Genomic DNA, 17,330 nt, shown 5'->3' on the forward strand with positions numbered 1-17,330 from the left:
TCTTCCTGACGTGCCCGCAGCTTGTAAGGGTGAACGTTGACTGATCATCAGGACGCTTCCCGAAACTGGAACTGGTATGTCACTTTTTAGGAAAGCCGCGTCCCGGCGTTCGGAGAAAGGATGCACAATACCTCCGACCTCCCAGCGATTACATCGGTGGGCAGGTGAGCCCGGATTTCGCACTGGTGACCAATAATATGTGGTTGTAGCTCCCCTTCCCTTTGGACAACCGAGCAAAGCGAAGGTTGCGCGCGAAGCGCTGGCCGGGGGATGGGCTATCTCCGGTCACCGAAGATCGAGGAAACTGTCCCCGCCCCCACCAATTCGTCAGCGCGGGCGCCGAAGGGACGGAAATACACGAGCACCGTGTAGCTGTTCTCGGTTGCCCAGTTGTTGCCCTCGGTGCTGCTCATATCGGGGTAGCCCGGCTTGTCGCGCGGGAGGGTGATGTAGGCATAATTGTAGAAACCCTGCTTGAGGAACAAATCGGCTTCGTAAACACCTGTCGACTCGTTGAACGTCATCAGGCCGCGGCCGCCCTCGGCGTACTCCGTAAGCTCGCCGAACACGTAGACGTCTTGTCCCTCGAAGGCCTTACCGCCCGGGGGCGTGAAGGTGAAGTGTACATTCCCGTATTCGCTTTGCCAGAAGGGGTTCACGTTGTCCATGGCCTCGATGGAGTAGCGGCCGTTGAGGTCGCGGTATTGCACGCGGATCTGGCCATTGCGCGGACCGTCGGCCTTCACGTACACCTGCGTGGTATCGGAACGGGTGTTGAGGCGCTCCACCCGGTCGCTCATGAGTCGGAGGCTGCGCAAGTCGAGCCAGCGCCACTCCATGCCGGCGGGCATCGCGGTGATCGCCTCGTCGCTGTACTCGTAGTAGTCGCCGCGGTAGATCGTGGGCCGGTCGATCATCTGGGCCGTGCGCCAGTTGTAGTTCTGCAGCACCACCACCTTAAGGTCCTGGGGCGAGAAGTTGGTCATCTGCTTGCCGGTTTTGATGCCGATGTTCAGCTTCTGATAGGTGCGGAAGTAACGGGCGTTAAAAGGTTCCTGCACCTGCAGGGCCACGCCGGCCTTCGTATCGGCCACCACGAAGCGCTTCACGAAGGCCATCTGGTTCGTGTCGTTGTTGATGAACACCTTCAGGAGGTAGTTGCCGGAGCGTGTCGGCGCCGAGTTGCGGTCAGGCACCATGGCCTGGTAGTGGGTGTAGCGGGTGGCCGACACCGAGGAAATACGGTAGTTGGTGATCCGCACATTCTGAAAGCCCCGCGTGTATTCAAACGCATGCAGGATGGAGGGCGTCCAGTCGGCGTTGCACAGCTGGAAGCCATAGTAGTAATTCTTGACACCGCCTTCGAGGTCGTCGAAATGGAGCTCGAGCGCGTCGGCCGACCCGAGGGTCAGCATGGGAAAGGAGGATTGGTCGCCGGGGCGATGTAGTTTGGCCGAATAGATGCGCCCGACGGTACCCGGGGTGCCGTCGGCAGGCACTTCGGAAGCCGCGGCGGGCGCGAGGCTGATCACCAGGGCAAAAAAGGCAAGCAGGGAGCGAATCATAGGTTGAAAATAGGGCATAACGGGGTTTGTTGTAGGGGCGGCACCGGGGCCGTGAATCGTGAATCGTCAATCGTGAATGCTTTTGAGAGGAGATTAGCGCTTGTGACTTATCTGGCGTTGCCCGCTTTACCTTACTTTGCCTCCGGTGTTGAACAAGGTTCCACGACAGGGTTTAGTTCAAGCCCGCTTCACCAGTTGATAGAACAGGCACTGCGGCCAATCCCATCCCCGATGCCTTCACGATTCACGATTGACGATTCACGTTTCCGTATTTTTGGCCCGTCCCGGGAATAGACGCTGCCGGCCGCCGGAGGGTTCCCGGGCAACCAAAAAAATTTTGTGAACATCTCCTCCTTCATCGCCCGCCGGATCGCCTTCAACCAGCAGCAGAGCTTCTCGCGCTTCATCATCCGCCTGTCTACGGTGGCCACGGTGATCTCCGTTACCGTCATGATCGTGACGCTCTCCTTCGTCAACGGCTTCCAGGACGCGGTAAGCGAAAAGGTGTTCTCCTTCTGGGGGCATGTGCGGATCGGCTACCGCCAGCCGGGCAAAACGGCCATCGCCGAAGAAGTACCGATGGAGGCTTCCGACTCGATCCTGCGGACGGTACAGTCGATGCCGGGCGTCCGCTCCATCCACCCCTTCGCCACCAAGTACGCGATCCTCAAGACCACCGAGGAGATGGAAGGTACCCTCATCAAGGGCCTCGACCCGAGCTACGACTCGGCGCACATCGCTCCCTATATCCAGGAAGGGCGCTGGCTCCGCTTCCCCGACAGCACCTATGCCCGCGAGATCGTGGTGTCCACTTTCACCGCGGCGCAGCTGCACCTGAAGCTCCACGACCGCGTGCTGATCTATTTCGTGCGGCCCGATGGCTCCCTCCGCCCCGACCGGCTCTCCATTGTGGGCATCTACAAGACCGGGATCGAGGAATACGACAAGACCTTCGCCCTCGGCGATCTGCGCCTCATCCGCCGCCTCAACGGCTGGGCGCCCAACGAGATCGGAGGGTACGAGGTGTTTTTGAATAATTACGAGCGGATGGACGCCGTCAGCGCTGCCATCTTCGAGCAGCCCTCCTTCCCGCAGCTCTGGGAAACACGCACCGTACGGGAGATCTATCCCAATATCTTCGACTGGCTCGGCATCGTGAGCAACAACGGCTCGGTGCTGCTGTCGATCGTGACCGTCATCGTCATCATCAACTTCATCACCTGCCTCATCATCCTGGTGCTGGAGCGGGTGCGGATGATCGGCATCCTCAAGGCACTCGGCGCTTCCAACTGGACCATCCAGCGGATCTTCCTCTTTCATTCTGCGCTCATCACCCTTACCGGCATCGCGCTCGGCACCGGCCTCAGCCTGTTGCTCATCGCCTTGCAGCGGCGCTTCCAGTTCGTGCGGCTCAACGAAGCCGAGTACTACATGAGCACGGCCGCCGTGCGGGTCGACTGGTCGCAGGTAGGCCTCGTGGTGGTCGGTACCCTGCTGCTGTCACTGTTCGTGCTGCTGATCCCTTCCCTGCTCGTACGCCGCATCCAGCCCATCAAGGCGATCCGGTTCTCGTGACCCATCCCCCGGCCCATTCACCAAGGGAAGGGGAGTGACCCATCCCCCGGCCCATTCACCAAGGGAAGGGGAGTGACCCATCCCCCAACCAGCGCTTCGCGCGCAACCTTCGCTTTGCCCGGTTGTCCAAAGGGAAGGGGAGTTTGAGACAGTATACCTTCATGGAACCCCTGAACGACAAGAGTATTCAATGTCAGACGGGCTTGCTTGCAGGCCTTCTCTTTGCGCTCTTGAAAAATGACTGTAAATAAAAATGACCGTCGCTACCTGTAATCGGAGTGCCTGTACTTAAGAGCGACGTTAGATAAATCCCTTTGCACCTTAGCGATAAAAACTGCCCCTCCCGGCTACCAATGAGCAAACCGGAAACCCTGCTCAATCAGTTTACTAAGCTATTCACGACGTGCCAATGCCCTAATGGAGCCCCTCGATGATCAGGGTACTCAATCTCAGACTGGCCCGCCTGCGGGCCTTCTCTTTGCGCTCTTGAAAAAAGTCTGTAGATAAAAACGACCGTCGCTACCTGTATTCGGAGTGCCTGTAATTATAAGCGACTCCACGTAACCCCCCTTTGCGGCTTAGCGATAAAAGGGTCCTCTCCGCTACTAAAGACCAAACGGAAATACGCCGTCCCCGAGGCAACTACGCCATTCCTGCCCACCGACTGTTTCCCCGAAGCCAAGGGAAGCCCTTCACGATTCACGATTGACGATTCACGAGATGCGCCAGGATGATCCCTGTGGCCACCGCGGCGTTTAGGGATTCGGCGCCGCCGATGCGGGGGATGGTCAGCCGGTGCGTGGCGCGCTCCAGGAGCCCGGGCCGCAGGCCCTTCGACTCGTTGCCGATGAGAAGAATGCCGCCGGTGGGCGGAGGCGAAAACGCGTACATCGAATCGCCGCCCAATGCAGCGGCCAGCAGCGGGAGCGACTGCTGCCCGAGCCAGTCCTGCTCCTCATCATACCAAACGTTGACGCGCGCGAGCGAGGCCATCGTGGATTGTACCACCTTGGGATTATACAGCTCGGCACAGCCCGGACTGCACACCACGTCGCGCACGCCGAACCAGTCGGCGATGCGCACCAGCGTGCCGAGGTTGCCGGGATCCTGGATATCGTCGAGGTACAGCGTCCAGCCGGAGGCGGGCGCCGGCCGGCGGGCGGGCAGCTGGCGTGCAACCATCAGCACCCCGTTGGGCGTCTGCAATTGCGAGATGCGGGCAAGCTCGCCTTCGGTTACGGGTGTCAGTAAGGAGCCGGGCACAGAGCCGCCATGGGCTTCGATCCAGGCGGGCAACGCGTATACCCCAACGGCCGAACCAGGCAGCGCCTCCAGCAGCTCGCCCACCACTTTAGGCCCTTCGGCAAGGAAGAGCCCGGTTTCGGAGCGTCCCTTTTTCAGGCCTAATCTTTGAATATCTTTGATCCCTTGTTTACTCAGCATTGATCGCAACAATTCTATGATCGAAACGGCAGCTTCTTCCTTGTACCGCGTCAAAATTAGCTTTCTCGTAGCTGCCGCGCTGCTCTTTTTCGCCTCCTGCACCACCGTGCGCGACTACCGCGCGAATACGCCGTTCGTATACAAGACCAACATTCACGTGCAGGGCCTCGACCGCGACACGAGCAAGGAGCTGGCGTCGCGACTGGCCGAGCAGCTGCACGACTCCATCGCCGTGCGCAGCGTCACCAAGCTGTTCTTCTTCAACATTATCCGCAACCCCGCCCGCTTCGATACCCTCAACGTAGCCCGGTCCATCACCTTCATGAACGGCCTCATGAGCGCGCTGGGCTATTTCCGCGACACGATCACGTACCGTACCGACACGGTGCAAAAAGGCGACCAGCAGCGGGTGCTCCTCGACTTCTTCGTGCAGCCGAACAAGCGCTTTCTTATCGACTCCATCACCATCGCCCTCAACGACACGCTGATCAACAACCCGCGGCAGGCCGCCGCTCTCGACACCCTGCAGGCCATTACCCTGGAGCCCGCCAACCAGCGCGCCGCGCTGCTCCGGAAGGGCGCGCCCTTTGCCAAGGGGCTCCTCTCCTCCGAGCTCGACCGCCTGGTGAATGTCTACCGCAACCGTGGCTTCCTGCGCTTCAGCCGTGAAGACATGCTGATCGTGTGGGACACCGTGGGCCTCGCCCTGCTCCGCCCCACCGTGGACCCGCTGGAGCAGGCGCAATTGCTCGAGGCCCTGCAGCGCCGCCGGGAGAACCCCGTAGCCGACGTAGAGCTCCGCCTCCGCCCCATCGCCGACAGCTCCCACCTGACACGCTATTACGTAGGCAACGTAACGGTCTATCCCGACCTGACCGTCGAAAATTCGAAGCTGCCCTTGCCACCCGCCCGCCCCTTCCGCGACGTGCTCCTACGGCCCTATGATTCGACGCTGTTCCTGCCCAAGGTGATCACCGAGAACGTGTACCTCCGCCGCGGCACCCTCTACGACCAGCGGGTGCAGCAACGTACGGCCAACCGCTTCAATTCGCTCTCCGCCTGGCGCATGGCCACCGTGGACGCCGTGCCGCGCGCCGGCACCGACACCGTCGACTTCGTGATCCGCCTGACCCCTGCCCGTAAGTATATCTACGATTTCAACATCGAAGGCTCACAGAACCTCGGCGGCCTCTTTGTGGGCTCCAACCTGGTGGGCCTCAACTTCAACCTGCAGAACCGAAACTTCGCCCGGCGCGCCATCCAGGCCACCTACAGCCTCGGCGTGGCTACGGAGCTGAACGCCACGGTGACGCAGACGGTGCAGGTTTCGGGGGCCTACTCGCTCCTGTTCCCACGCCTTGTGTGGTTCGATGGCTGGAAGGCACCGCTGCTCCTGCTCAAATCGCCGTTCCGCAGTACCCTGCGCTCCTCCCTCGGCGCCAACGCCCGCTATATCCACCGCTTCGACTACCTCGACCTCACGGCGGTAAATGCTTCGTGGGGATACGACGGCAACCGGACCTCCGGCGAGCGCAGCACCATCGCCTCCACGCGCTTCAATGCCGAATTTGTGAAGGTGAACCGGATGCGCATCCTGAAAGAGCTGATCGAGACCAACCGCTCGTACGAATTCATCTTCAACGACGGACTGATCCTTTCCACCATCGTCAGCAACTCGTTTACGCGGGTACGCGAGAAAAGCTCGCGGGTGCTTCGCGCGGCCATCGAGCTTTCGGGGCTTGCGGCAGGCGCCATCAGCTCGAAATTTCTCGACAGCACCCTGAAGCGCTTTGTGAAAGTGGACGTTTCCTGGGCGAAGAATATCGCCACCGGCCCGAAGTCGACCCTCGCCTTCCGGTTCCTCGGCGGGGTCGGCATCAGCACCGGCGAAAACAAATACCGCCGTCATATGCCCTTCTACCGCGCCTATTTCGGCGGTGGCGCCAACAGCATGCGGGCCTGGGGCCTGCGGAAGCTCGGCCCTGGCTCCTCGGTGCAGTCGTTTGCGCGCAACGCGTTCCCCGAGCGCTTTGGCGACATGCAGCTGGAAAGCAACGTGGAGTACCGCTTCCGCCTGTTCGAGGTCGGCGGCGTGTTCATCAACAGCGCGCTGTTTGTGGATGCGGGCAATATCTGGTTCCTCCGCAAGAACGACGCATACCCCGGCGGCGAGTTCCGCCCCGACAAGCTCTGGAACGACCTGGCCATCGGCGTGGGTACCGGGCTGCGGGCCGACTTCAGCTTCATTAAGTTCCGCCTCGATTACGCATTCAAGGCCAAGGACCCGAGCCCCGAAAACCCGGCTGCGCAGAATAAATTCTTTTATGGCTGGAAGCCGCTGGGCGGTACCCTGCAGCTCGGTGTGGATTATCCGTTTTGACCCAGCCCCCAGCCAGCGCTACGCGCGCAACCTTCGCGGTGGCTCGGTTGCCCAAAGGGAAGGGGAGCCGGATTACCCTAAAGAAAATGTTCGGAGTGAGTATGAGAAAATAGCGCTGGTCGTATTGATGAAATGGCTGCGCAGAATCGGTGTCCCGCTGATACGTAGGTAGCTATCCGGAAAGGTGTGCTGCACGGCTGGCGGCGGCATGTGGATTCCCGCTCGCAACTCCCTTTCGATTTTCGATATTCCGTGTTCCTTGTTCGCTTCCGCCCATGGCTGAAGCCATGGGCTTGTGCAAATCGAAAACCCACGGCTGAAGCCGTGGGCCAGTAATCCCGGAAACGAAAATCCGTATCAGCCGCTCAGGAAGCACGTACGATAATTGTTTTGATCGAACGGTCGGTCCGGAATATCCGCTCAGGGAGCATCCTTAGGTTCGTCGCTTCCAGGTCGTACATCAAAGTTCCTTGTGCCTTGCTTGTAGTTCCGTGTTCCTTGTTCCTTGTTCGATTGTTCCCTGCTCGGCGCTCCAAGCGCTTCCCGGATCTCGGCTTCCCATTCCTCCATCGTTTTCGCCTCGCTGTTGAGGAAGGCGCCGATGCGGGTACGGCAAAGGGCGCTGAGGTAGCCGCCGGTGCCGAGGGCCGCGCCGAAATCGTTGGCGAGCGAGCGGATATAGGTGCCGGTGCTGCACACCACGCGGAAATCGACCTCCGGCAAGGCGATGCGCGTCAGCTCAAATTCCGAAATCGTGACCGTGCGGGGTTCCAGCACCACCTCTTTGCCCGCGCGGGCGAGCTCGTAGAGGCGCTTGCCGTCCTTCTTGATGGCGGAATGCGCGGGTGGAAGCTGCTGTATGGTGCCGGTAAAAGGTTTCGTGGCTTCCCGCAATTGCTCCGGAGTAAGGTGGTCAAAGGGCTTGAAATCTTCGGGCTCGCTCTCCAGGTCGTAGGTGGGCGTCACGGCGCCGAGGGTGATGGTGCCGGTGTACTCCTTCTCCTGCGCCATGTACTCGTTGATCTTCTTGGTAAACTTGCCCGTGCACACGATGAGGAGGCCTGTGGCGAGGGGGTCGAGGGTACCGGCATGCCCCACCTTCTTGGTGCGCACGAGGTGGCGCAGCTTGCGCACGGCATCAAATGAGGTCCAGCGCAGGGGCTTGTTCACCAGCAGCACCTGTCCTTCGTCGTACCTGTTCGGGACTTTTTCCATGGGGTAGCAAAAATACGGGAACCGGTTTTAGGACGATTCTTGAATGCAGCCGGGAAGGCAGGGAAAGAGAAAGAAGTGATTTTAACCGCTAAGAAAAGAAGGGGCTAAGGTATTCGCAAAGGAGGGATGTCTATTTGTCTGGTGGTCTATTTGTAATTCTGGCTCTACGCCCTCATCGTACCAAATAATCTTAACGGCGATGGAGATCCTGCAGAGCCGGTGCAAAAAAACGTAGTGCGCAATCATCCGCGCTCATCGTATAAAATCCGTGGTATCTGCGTTCCTTCTCTCCTGCCCCAGGCGACACCGGTGTCCTGGAAAAACGAGAGATAGCCGCGTCTAAGCAAGATCCCAGATCCGCGATCACCGATCCGAGCTCCTAGATCGACTGCCGGTTCTTCACCTCGAGGTACTTGTTGATGGCCTGGACCGTCAGGTTCTCGGGGGTGGTGAGGAGGGCGATGATGCCGTGCTTGCGCAGCTCCTTTACGATGAGGCGCTTTTCGTGGGCGAACTTGTCGGCGATGGTCTTGATGTAAATATCCTCCATCGTCTTGGCCGGCTTATCGCGCAGCCCCTTCAGCTCCGTATTCTCGAAGAACACCACCACCAGCAGGTGGTAGTGCGCCATCCGCTGCAGCGAGGGCAACTCGCGCTCGAGGCTTTCAAAGGATTCGAAGTTGGTGAACAGCACCAGCAGGCTGCGCTGGGTGATGCGGTTGCGCACGATGGCAAACAGCTTTTCGAAGTCCACATCCAGGAAGGTCGTCTCCTGCTTGTAGAGCGCTTCCATGATCCCGTTGAACTGCCCCGGTCGCTTGTCGGCGGCAAGGAAGGTGTCGGTTTTCTGGGCAAAGGTGATGAGGCCCGCCTTGTCCTGCCGCTGCAGCGCCACGTTGCTCAGCACCAGTGCCGCGTTGATGGCGTAATCGAGCAGGGTCATGCCCTCGAAGGGCATCTTCATGGCGCGGCCCTTGTTCACGATGCAATACACCTGCTGGCTGCGCTCGTCGGTGAAATTGTTGACCATGAGATCACCGCGGCGGGCGGTGGCCTTCCAGTTCACGGTGCGGTAGTCGTCGCCTACCACATACTCCTTGATCTGTTCGAACTCGAGCGAGTGTCCGAGGGCACGCTGCCGCTTTATGCCCGCCTCCTGGAGGCGGTTGGCCGCGGCCAGCAGCTGGTAGCGCCGCACCTGCAGGAACGACGGGTACACCTTCACCACCTCTTCCTGCTCGAACGAATAGCGGCGGCTGACGAACCCGAGGGGCGATTGCACGAACACATTGATACTGCCGAAGCCATATTCGCCGCGCTGCAGCGGGCGCAGCTTGTACGAAAGCGTTTGCTTGTCGCCCCCGGCGAGGCGGATGTGGCGGCGCCAACGGCGCGCCTGGAACTGGTAGGGCAGCTCGTCGATGATGGTGCAGCGCACCGCGAAGCCATACTCGTTCTCGAGCTCGAGGGCTACGGGGTTATCGTCGCCGATGCTGAAGCGCTCCGGGCAGCGGCGCCAGGCATCGAAGCCTTTTTTCCGGCCAAACAGCATCAGCGTATCCACCAGCACGGCAAGCCCGATGAAGAGCAGCGCCAACATCCCCATCGTAAACAGGTAGGGGAACCAGAAGCTCAGCACGAACAGGGCTGCAGCGCCCATCAGCGTGTAATACACCAGGTGCGTCGGGAAAAAAGACGTCCTGTCGATAAAGCGCTTGATCGTTTTCATCAGCGGGGGATGTCCATGGTTTGCAGGATCTGGCGGATCACGGTGTCTTCGGATACCCCTTCCATTTCCTTCTCGGGCGACAGGATGATGCGGTGGCGCAGCACGGGCGGGATCACCTCCAGGATATCGTCGGGTGTCACGAAGTCGCGTCCACTCATGGCCGCTATGGCCTTGCTCGCGTTCATCACGGCCAGCGACGCGCGCGGCGAGGCGCCGAGGTAGATCGACTTGTGGTTGCGGGTCTGGTGCACGAACGAGGCGATGAACTGCAGGAGCTTCTCCTCCACCACGAAGGAGCGCACCTGCTGGCGGAGCCGCACCACCTCGTCGCGGCGCAGCACCGGCTGTATGGCCGCCAGCGCGTCGGCGCTGCCCATCGTGTTGAACTGCTGCAGGATGGCGAACTCCTGCTCCGCGGTCGGGTACGGCACCACGATCTTGAAGAGGAAGCGATCGAGCTGGGCCTCGGGCAGGCGGTAGGTTCCCTCCTGCTCGATCGGGTTCTGCGTGGCGATCACCATGAAGGGCGGCGCCATCTGGTAGGTCTTGCCGTCGATCGTGATCTGGCGCTCCTCCATCACCTCGAACAGTGCGGACTGCGTCTTGGCCGGGGCGCGGTTGATCTCGTCGATGAGTACGATGTTGCTGAAGAGCGGTCCCTTCTTGAAGTCGAAGGTGCCCTCGCGCGGGTTGAACACCGGTGTGCCCAGTACGTCGGAAGGCATCAGGTCGGGGGTGAACTGGATGCGCGAGAAGGGCGCCTCGAGGCTTTTGGCGGTGAGCTTGGCACTGAGGGTCTTGGCCACGCCGGGCACACCTTCGAGCAGCACGTGGCCGTCGGCAAGCAGGGCGGCGATGATGAGGCGCACCATCTCGTCCTGGCCTACGATCACCTGGCGGATCTGCGCCTGCACGGCGTTGATGGCTTCGCTGAGGGCCGAGAGGTCGGTTCGTTGTTCAAAGAGGTCTGTTTCCATGTTATGTATTTTGGTAGAAGGACTCGAGGCGGCGGTAGAGTGACTGCAGCCTGTTCGCGTCCACGCTTTGTTCGTTACGAAGGGTTTGGATGGTGTCGACGATCCCGCGCAGGTCCTCTTCGGGGTAGCCCGAGCGCACCCGCAGGCGGCGGATGAAGTCTTCGTCGAGCACCTCGGTAGACAGCTTGTATTGCGCCCGCACGTGCTCGAGGAAGTAGGTAGTCATCTTATGTGCCAGGTCGGAGTGATCGCGCTTATCGTAGTAGAGGCGGCCGAGGGTGGTTACGAAGTCGAGCGACTCGTTGCGGGGCCGCTCGTAGGGCGGGATCCAGCGTTGGCGGCGGCGCATCTCCGAGAACGCATACAAGAGCAGGGCGGCCAGCAGCACACCCAGCCCCCAGGCAAAGCCTTCGTGGCGCAGCAGCACGGCGAGCCAGTTGGGTTCTTCCTGTGGTCCCTCACGTTTGCTCAGGTAGTACTCGTTCCAGACCACCTGGGTTACATCGCGCGGGATCACCGAAAGCACCTGTTCGAAGTAATCGAGGTTACCGGGCTGCAGCAGGAAGTAGTTGCTGAAAGCGAGCGGTGCCCCGTGCACAAACAGCAGCCCGTTGCCGTAGCGCAGCGCCACGAAATTGGGCCGGCCCATTTCGTTGGTGCCGAGCACCTGCACGCTGTCGGGGTCGTTGCGGCCGAACACCGTGCCGCCGTTGCGCCCGGCATAGTGATACACGCGGTGCGGGAAACGGGGCTCCACGAGCTCCACCTCGAGCGAGTCGTCGGACGAGGCGAAGTCGAAGGTGCTGTTCATGAGGCCCAGCTTGCGGTTGAACGTGTAGGAGAAATCGCCACCGCTCAGGAACACGTAGTTGCCGGCGCGCACGAAGTCGAGAAGCTCGGTCAGCTCCTCCTCGTCGGCGTTGATGTCGCGGCCGATCAGGATCACGGCCTGCCCGCTGTTCGCCGCCGTTAGGTTGGTCCACTTGCCGGGCATGCTGCGGTCGTCGCTGACGGTAGCCTTCGGAAAAAGGGTGGGCAGCAGGTGGCGGGCCGCGAAGCAGCCATAAGGGATCTTGTCGTCGCGCCGGAGGGTTACCCGCTCGTCGAACGAGCGCGAGCTCTTGCCGCGGCCCACGGCGATCACGATCACCACGAGCACGACCGCCAACGCGATCAGGAGGGGGAGCCTGCGCTTCATGCCACGCGGTTTTTGAGGTGATCGATCTGTGTGCGCACGGCGGCGTAGGCAGTGGCGCTTACCGGCAGCTGCCCGTACCAGGCATACTCGTAGTAGCGGGTGGCGCGGAGGAAATCGGCATGGTAGGGCGTGCCGTAAAGCTGGCTTACATAGGCGCTGTTGGTACGCTCCTGGCGGTATTGCAGCACGTTGCGTTCCGCCATCACCCGCAGCAGCTGCAGGTACATCAGGCGGATGGCCAGGCGGTAGTTCTCAGCAGCCGCGGCATCGCGGATGGCGGCATCGAAGTCGAAGCTGAACAGGTCTTCCTCCGACGGCTCCGAATCAGCGTCGAGCACTTCCTTGCGGCGGCGGAAGGGCGAAGCATCCACTGCCGATAAAAAGGCGATGATCGCGGCCAGGATGCCGATGCCCACGAGCGTCCATAAAATATAAGAGATCCAGCGGTCGGAAAAAAAGCCGGGCGACGAAGTCCGGCTGCTGCGCGGCGCTTCCTGCTTCGGTTGCTTCGGGCGCACCCCGAGGTACCAGAACGCGTCGTCGGCGCGCAGGGCACGCACGCGGTCGTCGGGAACCCGGCGGGCCTGCACCGCCCCGCTGTCGGTGGCGGCAAGCGTACCGGGACGGAATTTCGCGTCCTCGTCCTCCGTCTCCACCGTGTAGGTAGTGGTCTCTTCTTCGTCATCCTCAGAATTGCTCAGTAGACCTTCCTCCACCACAACGGTATCCAGCTGCAGGGTATCGCTCATGGCATCGTCCTGCGCGTGCAGGCGCGGTGCGGCGCCGAGCAGGCTGACCAGTAGTAGCACCAATGACAGAGGCACGAAACGCTTATTCATAGGTCGCGGCCCGGCGTTTTCTCTCCGCAGCGGCCACCTGGAAGGGATAAAGAATGAAGTACCAGACGATAAAGGCGCCGCAGGCCGCGAGGATGCCGAGGCTCATGGGCAAGGGCATCTTGTAGTGGCGCGTCACGAAGCCTTCGATAAAGGCGGCGACCATGAACACGGGGATCAGTGCCGCCACGATCTTGACGCCGTCCTTGACCCCGTCCTGCAAGGCTTTGAAGCGGCGGCGCGTGCCCGGGAACAGCCAGCTCGTGCCCATCACGAGGCCGGCGCCGCAGGTGATGATGATGGCGGTCAGCTCGAGGAGCCCATGCAGCAGCACAGTCACCACGGCATCGGCACCCAGCCCATGCGAATAGAACATGTATTCGAAGGCCCCGATCCGGATCGACTCGCGGCCCAGCGCCAGGATGCTCGGGATGCCGAGCAGCACGCCCCGGAAGAAATACATGATGCAGACGATGATGTTGTTGAGCATGATCTGGATCCACATCAAGAAGGGGCTTGTCTGGGCATACACGTCGAAGGGATTGCCCTCGGCTATGTTTTGCTCCGTCATGTCCACGTAGCCGTCGCCGAGTACCTGGCGCACGAAGGTCTTGTCCTGCATGGCGGAAAAGAAGCCCACGGAGAAGAAGATGACGAAGACGCCGAAGGCGAACAGCAGCATCTTGTAGCGCCGGGCGATGGTAAGCGGCAGGTCGCGGCGCACGAAGGCGGCCAGGCGGTTTTCGGGGTCCTTCCGGTTCTGGTAGATGCTCAGGTAGATCCGCGATGCCAGGGCATTGAGGTAAGTTGTGATCTTGCTGCCCGGGTAAAAGGTCTTGGCATACGCGAGGTCGTTTACCAGGCGGGTGAAGTTGGAGGCCGTTTCATCCGCATTCGCCGACCGGTCGTGCTCGATCTTCTCCCAGTGCTCCTTGTTCTTCTTAATGAATAATCCTTCGCGCAAATGGCAGTATTTACGCCGGGTAAATTAGTGATTTTTCGGTTCGCCGACCCGTTTTATCCTGTAACTTGTTGCGGTTTCCTATGTCTACGATCCACATACCTACGAGCTTCAACATCAGCATCACCTTTCCGGCGGCGGCCTTTCACCGCCGGCTGGGCGCCTGGTTCATCGACACCGCCGTGCTCATTGCGTATATCTACGTGATGGGCGAGATCTATACGGGCGTGACGCGCGGGCTCGACTACGGCAGCAAGGCCCGGGAGTTCTGGGAAGGCATCGGCCTCTTCTGCATCATCGTGCCTTTCTTTTGCTACCATCCGTTCTGCGAGCTCGTGTTCAAGGGGCAAAGCATCGGAAAGCGCCTCATGAAGCTGCGGGTCATCAACGACCGCGGCGGGCGCCCGAGCGTGAGCCAGGTGCTGATCCGCTGGATCATCCGCACCACCGATTATATGATCATCGTGATCATGATCAGCGGGGCCTCGGGCGGCCGCAGCCCGCAGCTCCTGATGCAGGCCGGCCTCGCTTTCGCACTGCTCACGGCCGATATCATCCTCGTCAACGTCACCGCCCGGCACCAGCGCCTCGGCGACCTGCTGGCCCATACCCTGCTGATCCGCACCACCCAGAAGGCCGGCATCGAGGAAACGATCTTCCAGCACGTCGTGGACACCTACACACCCGTATATCCACAGGTGATGCAGCTGTCCGACCGCGACATCAACGCCATCAAGAACATCCTCGACTCGGCGCGCCGCCACCACGACTATAACCTGGCCGAACGCGCGGCCAACAAGATCAAGGCGCACCTGCACATCGAAACGGATATGTCGCCGTACGATTTCCTGGAGATCCTGCTGAAGGATTATAATTACCTGACGACACATTAGCGTGAGCGGGTGAGCAGGGCAGTTCCGTCATTCCGATTATTTAGTATGATCTCCGCAATTCTGAAATGAATTCCTGGCTCCGCGTGCAGATCAAGCGCCTGCGCCAAATGCATCCCGGAGGGATGCGCGTTACCAAAAAATCGGGAAATGGAGCATGATCCAGACATCCCGTGAAATTTATCGCTGTCCGGTACCATAACTGGAAGCGCCTGGCATCATCATCCGCCGTTTCGAATTTCGCATTAATCGATTGGTACCGCCTTATTTTCGACCGTGGCCAGTAACGCGCATCCCTCCGGGATGCTGACATGTTTTTTCTTTATCGACACCTTTAACCCGGCATGTTATGCCGGGCTACCAAGCGCGCATCCCTCCAAGATCCTTTCCACGCAAGGTGTCTACCGTCGGTAAAGCGGCGGTCGGGGATTAATCGACCGGAAAAATTCCATCTCACCACGGCTCACGCCTCCAACAAAAAAAGGGAAAACCCTGCGGCTCTCCCTTTTCGTCAATATCATTTCCCGGATTACTTCCCGAACACCTTCTTCAGGATATCCGACGTGCGGGCCATGGGGTCTTTGCGGATTCTGGCCTCTTCCTCTCCTACTTTGGTGAAGATGCCGAAGAGGGCCTTCTCGGTTACGTAGGCCGTGAGGTCGGGGTTCACCTTCTGGGCGGAGAAGCGGTTGTAGTTGGTGAAAAGCGTGTTCCAGTATTTCGTGGCATCCACCTTTTTCAGGGCCTCCTCGATCACCGGACGGAAGGCAGCCGTAAGCTGCGCCTGCGTACGGTCTTTCAGGAAGGTGGTAGCGGCCGTCTCGTTGCCCTTGAGGATGTTGAAGCCATCCTGGATGGTAATGCCCTTGATGGCATTCAGGAAGATGGGCGCCGCGCTCTTCGTGGCATCTTCGGCCGCGCGGTTCATGCTCAGGATGGCCTGGTCGACCTGCTTGCCCATGCCCATGCCGCGCAGGGTCTTTTCCACTTTCTGCGCTTCGGCCGGCATCAGGATCTTGAGGGCGGCGTCCTTGAAGAAGCCGTCGACGGCGGAGAGCTTATTGGCGCCATTGGTGGTACCTACGGCGAGGGCCTCTTTCAGGCCGCTGATGATGTCCTCGTTGGAAAGGCCGGAGGCGGAACCGCCGGTGGCGGCCGAAACGATCTTGCCGAGGGGATTGCCGGAAGCTGCTTTGGCGGTGTCTTTCTTGGCCACCTGCTGCGTGGCTTTTTCAAGCATGCCTTTGAACTGGGCGTTGGCGGCGTTGAGCGCGCAGGCGCCGAGCGCAAGAAGGAGAATTTTTTTCATGGATGGTGGTAGTGTTCAACACCGAAAATACAGGAATCCGTCCTTAAGGTGCCGTTAAAGTACCTTTGCCGCATGTTCAGCATCTGGGAACAGGAAAGTTTTCTCGCGCCTGCCGACGTCCTCATCGTTGGGGGCGGCTTCGCCGGCCTCTGGTCGGCCTGGCACCTGCGGCGGCGCTACCCGAAAGCGTCCATCGTGGTACTCGAGCGCGACCTCATACCGATGGGCGCTTCCACCCGCAATGCCGGCTTTGCCTGCTTCGGATCGGCGGGCGAGCTCGTGGCCGACGCCAAAGCCCTCGGAAACGACCGCATGCTGGAGCTCGTAGAACTACGGTACCGCGGCCTGCAGCAGATCGAAAAGAACTTGACCGCCGCGCGTATCGACCTCGATTGGTGCGGTGGCTACGAGTTGTTCGAAGAAGGCGTCATCAGCAGCGAGGAGCTCGCCGGCCAGCTCGAAGTCCTCAACATCCTGCTCAAGCCCCTTACCGGTGCCCGCCGCACGTTCCGCGATGTGTCGCACAAGATCCCGCGCTTCGGCTTCGGTGCCACCACGCACCTCGTACGCAACAAGGCCGAGGGATCGCTGCATTCCGGCAAGCTCGTGCGCGCGTTGCAAAAAAGCCTGCAGCAAAATGATGTACAGTTGCTCCACGGCGTCGCCGCCGGCGCTATCCATGCTGACGCCTCCCTTGTAACCGTGACCACCAGCGCAGGCTTCGACCTCAAGGCAAGGCACGTGTTGCTGTGCAACAATACCGCCGCCCGGCACCTCCTGCCCGAACTGCAGGTGACGCCCGCGCGCGGACAGGTACTGCTCACCTCCCCTATCGAAGGACTTGCCTGGCAGGGGACCTTTCACGCCGACGAAGGGTATTACTATTTCCGCAACCTCGGCAACCGGGTGCTGCTGGGGGGCGCCCGCAACAAAGCCTGCGAGGCCGAAACCTCCGACGAGCGGGTGACCACGGAGCTGATCCAGGGCGAGCTGGAGCGCTTCCTCGATTCGGTGGTGCTTCCCGGCCGCAAGGGCGACTATACCATCGAGCACCGCTGGAGCGGGATCATGGGCATGGGCACTGAAAAAACGCCCTGTGTACGCACCCTGGACAACCGCGTGCATGCGGCCGTAGCGCTTGGCGGCATTGGCGTAGCCGCCGCTCCTGAAGTGGGTCGCCGGGCAGCGCGGCTGATCGAACTCTAATCCGTTTCCCGCATGAAAAAGCCCCGGCGCTTCTGCCGGGGCTTCG

At 60.5% G+C, this 17,330-nt stretch carries 13 protein-coding genes; 4 read left to right on the forward strand and 9 right to left on the reverse strand.

From position 1 onward, the window contains the following. Positions 1-275 precede the first annotated feature (275 nt). Positions 276-1,565, reverse strand: a complete 1,290-nt coding sequence (locus ABD937_RS11855) for a type IX secretion system plug protein (protein ID WP_345255936.1) — start codon at positions 1,563-1,565, stop codon at positions 276-278. A 339-nt stretch (positions 1,566-1,904) separates the two neighbouring features. Here ABD937_RS11855 and ABD937_RS11860 point away from each other — a divergent pair, with 339 nt between their 5' ends. Next, positions 1,905-3,140: an ABC transporter permease gene (locus ABD937_RS11860; protein WP_345255937.1), complete on the forward strand. Its 1,236-nt coding sequence runs from the start codon at positions 1,905-1,907 to the stop codon at positions 3,138-3,140. A gap of 699 nt (positions 3,141-3,839) precedes the next feature. On the opposite strand, the gene ABD937_RS11865 is transcribed toward ABD937_RS11860, so the two are convergent. Further along, on the reverse strand, positions 3,840-4,583 hold the full coding sequence (locus tag ABD937_RS11865) for a TrmH family RNA methyltransferase (RefSeq protein ID WP_345255938.1): 744 nt from the start codon (positions 4,581-4,583) through the stop codon (positions 3,840-3,842). Between the two features lie 16 nt (positions 4,584-4,599). Here ABD937_RS11865 and ABD937_RS11870 point away from each other — a divergent pair, with 16 nt between their 5' ends. Beyond that, positions 4,600-6,963 carry a BamA/TamA family outer membrane protein gene (locus ABD937_RS11870; protein ID WP_345255939.1) on the forward strand — a complete coding sequence of 788 codons (2,364 nt, stop codon included), beginning with the start codon at positions 4,600-4,602 and terminating at the stop codon, positions 6,961-6,963. A gap of 420 nt (positions 6,964-7,383) precedes the next feature. Here ABD937_RS11870 and truB read toward each other — a convergent pair whose 3' ends face one another. The 6 genes from truB to ABD937_RS11900 all read right to left on the reverse strand — a co-directional run bounded on the left by truB (position 7,384) and on the right by ABD937_RS11900 (position 13,882). Beyond that, complete coding sequence (truB, locus tag ABD937_RS11875) at positions 7,384-8,178, reverse strand: tRNA pseudouridine(55) synthase TruB (RefSeq protein ID WP_345255940.1); 795 nt, start codon at positions 8,176-8,178, stop codon at positions 7,384-7,386. 379 nt (positions 8,179-8,557) lie between these two features. Continuing rightward, positions 8,558-9,907: a DUF58 domain-containing protein gene (locus ABD937_RS11880; RefSeq protein ID WP_345255941.1), complete on the reverse strand. Its 1,350-nt coding sequence runs from the start codon at positions 9,905-9,907 to the stop codon at positions 8,558-8,560. Beyond that, positions 9,907-10,884 carry an AAA family ATPase gene (locus tag ABD937_RS11885; RefSeq protein WP_345255942.1) on the reverse strand — a complete coding sequence of 326 codons (978 nt, stop codon included), beginning with the start codon at positions 10,882-10,884 and terminating at the stop codon, positions 9,907-9,909. Before ABD937_RS11885 ends, ABD937_RS11880 begins: the two co-directional genes overlap by 1 nt. 1 nt (position 10,885) lies before the next feature. Then, positions 10,886-12,082 (reverse strand): DUF4350 domain-containing protein, encoded by a 1,197-nt coding sequence (locus tag ABD937_RS11890; RefSeq protein ID WP_345255943.1) that lies wholly within the window; start codon positions 12,080-12,082, stop codon positions 10,886-10,888. Beyond that, positions 12,079-12,921 carry a DUF4129 domain-containing protein gene (locus ABD937_RS11895; protein WP_345255944.1) on the reverse strand — a complete coding sequence of 281 codons (843 nt, stop codon included), beginning with the start codon at positions 12,919-12,921 and terminating at the stop codon, positions 12,079-12,081. Before ABD937_RS11895 ends, ABD937_RS11890 begins: the two co-directional genes overlap by 4 nt. Next, positions 12,914-13,882 carry a stage II sporulation protein M gene (locus ABD937_RS11900; protein ID WP_345255945.1) on the reverse strand — a complete coding sequence of 323 codons (969 nt, stop codon included), beginning with the start codon at positions 13,880-13,882 and terminating at the stop codon, positions 12,914-12,916. Before ABD937_RS11900 ends, ABD937_RS11895 begins: the two co-directional genes overlap by 8 nt. Positions 13,883-13,962: 80 nt before the next feature. Here ABD937_RS11900 and ABD937_RS11905 point away from each other — a divergent pair, with 80 nt between their 5' ends. Next, positions 13,963-14,772: an RDD family protein gene (locus tag ABD937_RS11905; protein WP_345255946.1), complete on the forward strand. Its 810-nt coding sequence runs from the start codon at positions 13,963-13,965 to the stop codon at positions 14,770-14,772. 526 nt (positions 14,773-15,298) lie between these two features. On the opposite strand, the gene ABD937_RS11910 is transcribed toward ABD937_RS11905, so the two are convergent. Next, complete coding sequence (locus ABD937_RS11910; RefSeq protein WP_345255947.1) at positions 15,299-16,078, reverse strand: DUF4197 domain-containing protein; 780 nt, start codon at positions 16,076-16,078, stop codon at positions 15,299-15,301. 72 nt (positions 16,079-16,150) lie between these two features. Between ABD937_RS11910 and ABD937_RS11915 the strand changes: the two genes are divergently transcribed. Continuing rightward, the gene (locus tag ABD937_RS11915; RefSeq protein WP_345255948.1) at positions 16,151-17,284 is read left to right on the forward strand and encodes an NAD(P)/FAD-dependent oxidoreductase; all 1,134 of its coding nucleotides are present in this window, start codon (positions 16,151-16,153) and stop codon (positions 17,282-17,284) included. The last annotated feature ends 46 nt before the right edge of the window (positions 17,285-17,330 follow it).

The sequence above is a fragment of the Flaviaestuariibacter amylovorans genome, from assembly GCF_039541815.1.
GTDB lineage: Bacteria > Bacteroidota > Bacteroidia > Chitinophagales > Chitinophagaceae > Flavisolibacter > Flavisolibacter amylovorans.

Coding starts and splice junctions, on each gene's coding strand:
- ABD937_RS11895 (WP_345255944.1), bottom strand. CDS start 12,921: ATGAATAAGCGTTTCGTGCCTCTGTCATTGGTGCTACTACTGGTCAGC.
- ABD937_RS11915 (WP_345255948.1), top strand. CDS start 16,151: ATGTTCAGCATCTGGGAACAGGAAAGTTTTCTCGCGCCTGCCGACGTC.
- ABD937_RS11885 (WP_345255942.1), bottom strand. CDS start 10,884: ATGGAAACAGACCTCTTTGAACAACGAACCGACCTCTCGGCCCTCAGC.
- ABD937_RS11890 (WP_345255943.1), bottom strand. CDS start 12,082: ATGAAGCGCAGGCTCCCCCTCCTGATCGCGTTGGCGGTCGTGCTCGTG.
- ABD937_RS11855 (WP_345255936.1), bottom strand. CDS start 1,565: ATGATTCGCTCCCTGCTTGCCTTTTTTGCCCTGGTGATCAGCCTCGCG.
- ABD937_RS11880 (WP_345255941.1), bottom strand. CDS start 9,907: ATGAAAACGATCAAGCGCTTTATCGACAGGACGTCTTTTTTCCCGACG.
- ABD937_RS11905 (WP_345255946.1), top strand. CDS start 13,963: ATGTCTACGATCCACATACCTACGAGCTTCAACATCAGCATCACCTTT.
- ABD937_RS11910 (WP_345255947.1), bottom strand. CDS start 16,078: ATGAAAAAAATTCTCCTTCTTGCGCTCGGCGCCTGCGCGCTCAACGCC.
- ABD937_RS11870 (WP_345255939.1), top strand. CDS start 4,600: ATGATCGAAACGGCAGCTTCTTCCTTGTACCGCGTCAAAATTAGCTTT.
- ABD937_RS11865 (WP_345255938.1), bottom strand. CDS start 4,583: ATGCTGAGTAAACAAGGGATCAAAGATATTCAAAGATTAGGCCTGAAA.
- truB (WP_345255940.1), bottom strand. CDS start 8,178: ATGGAAAAAGTCCCGAACAGGTACGACGAAGGACAGGTGCTGCTGGTG.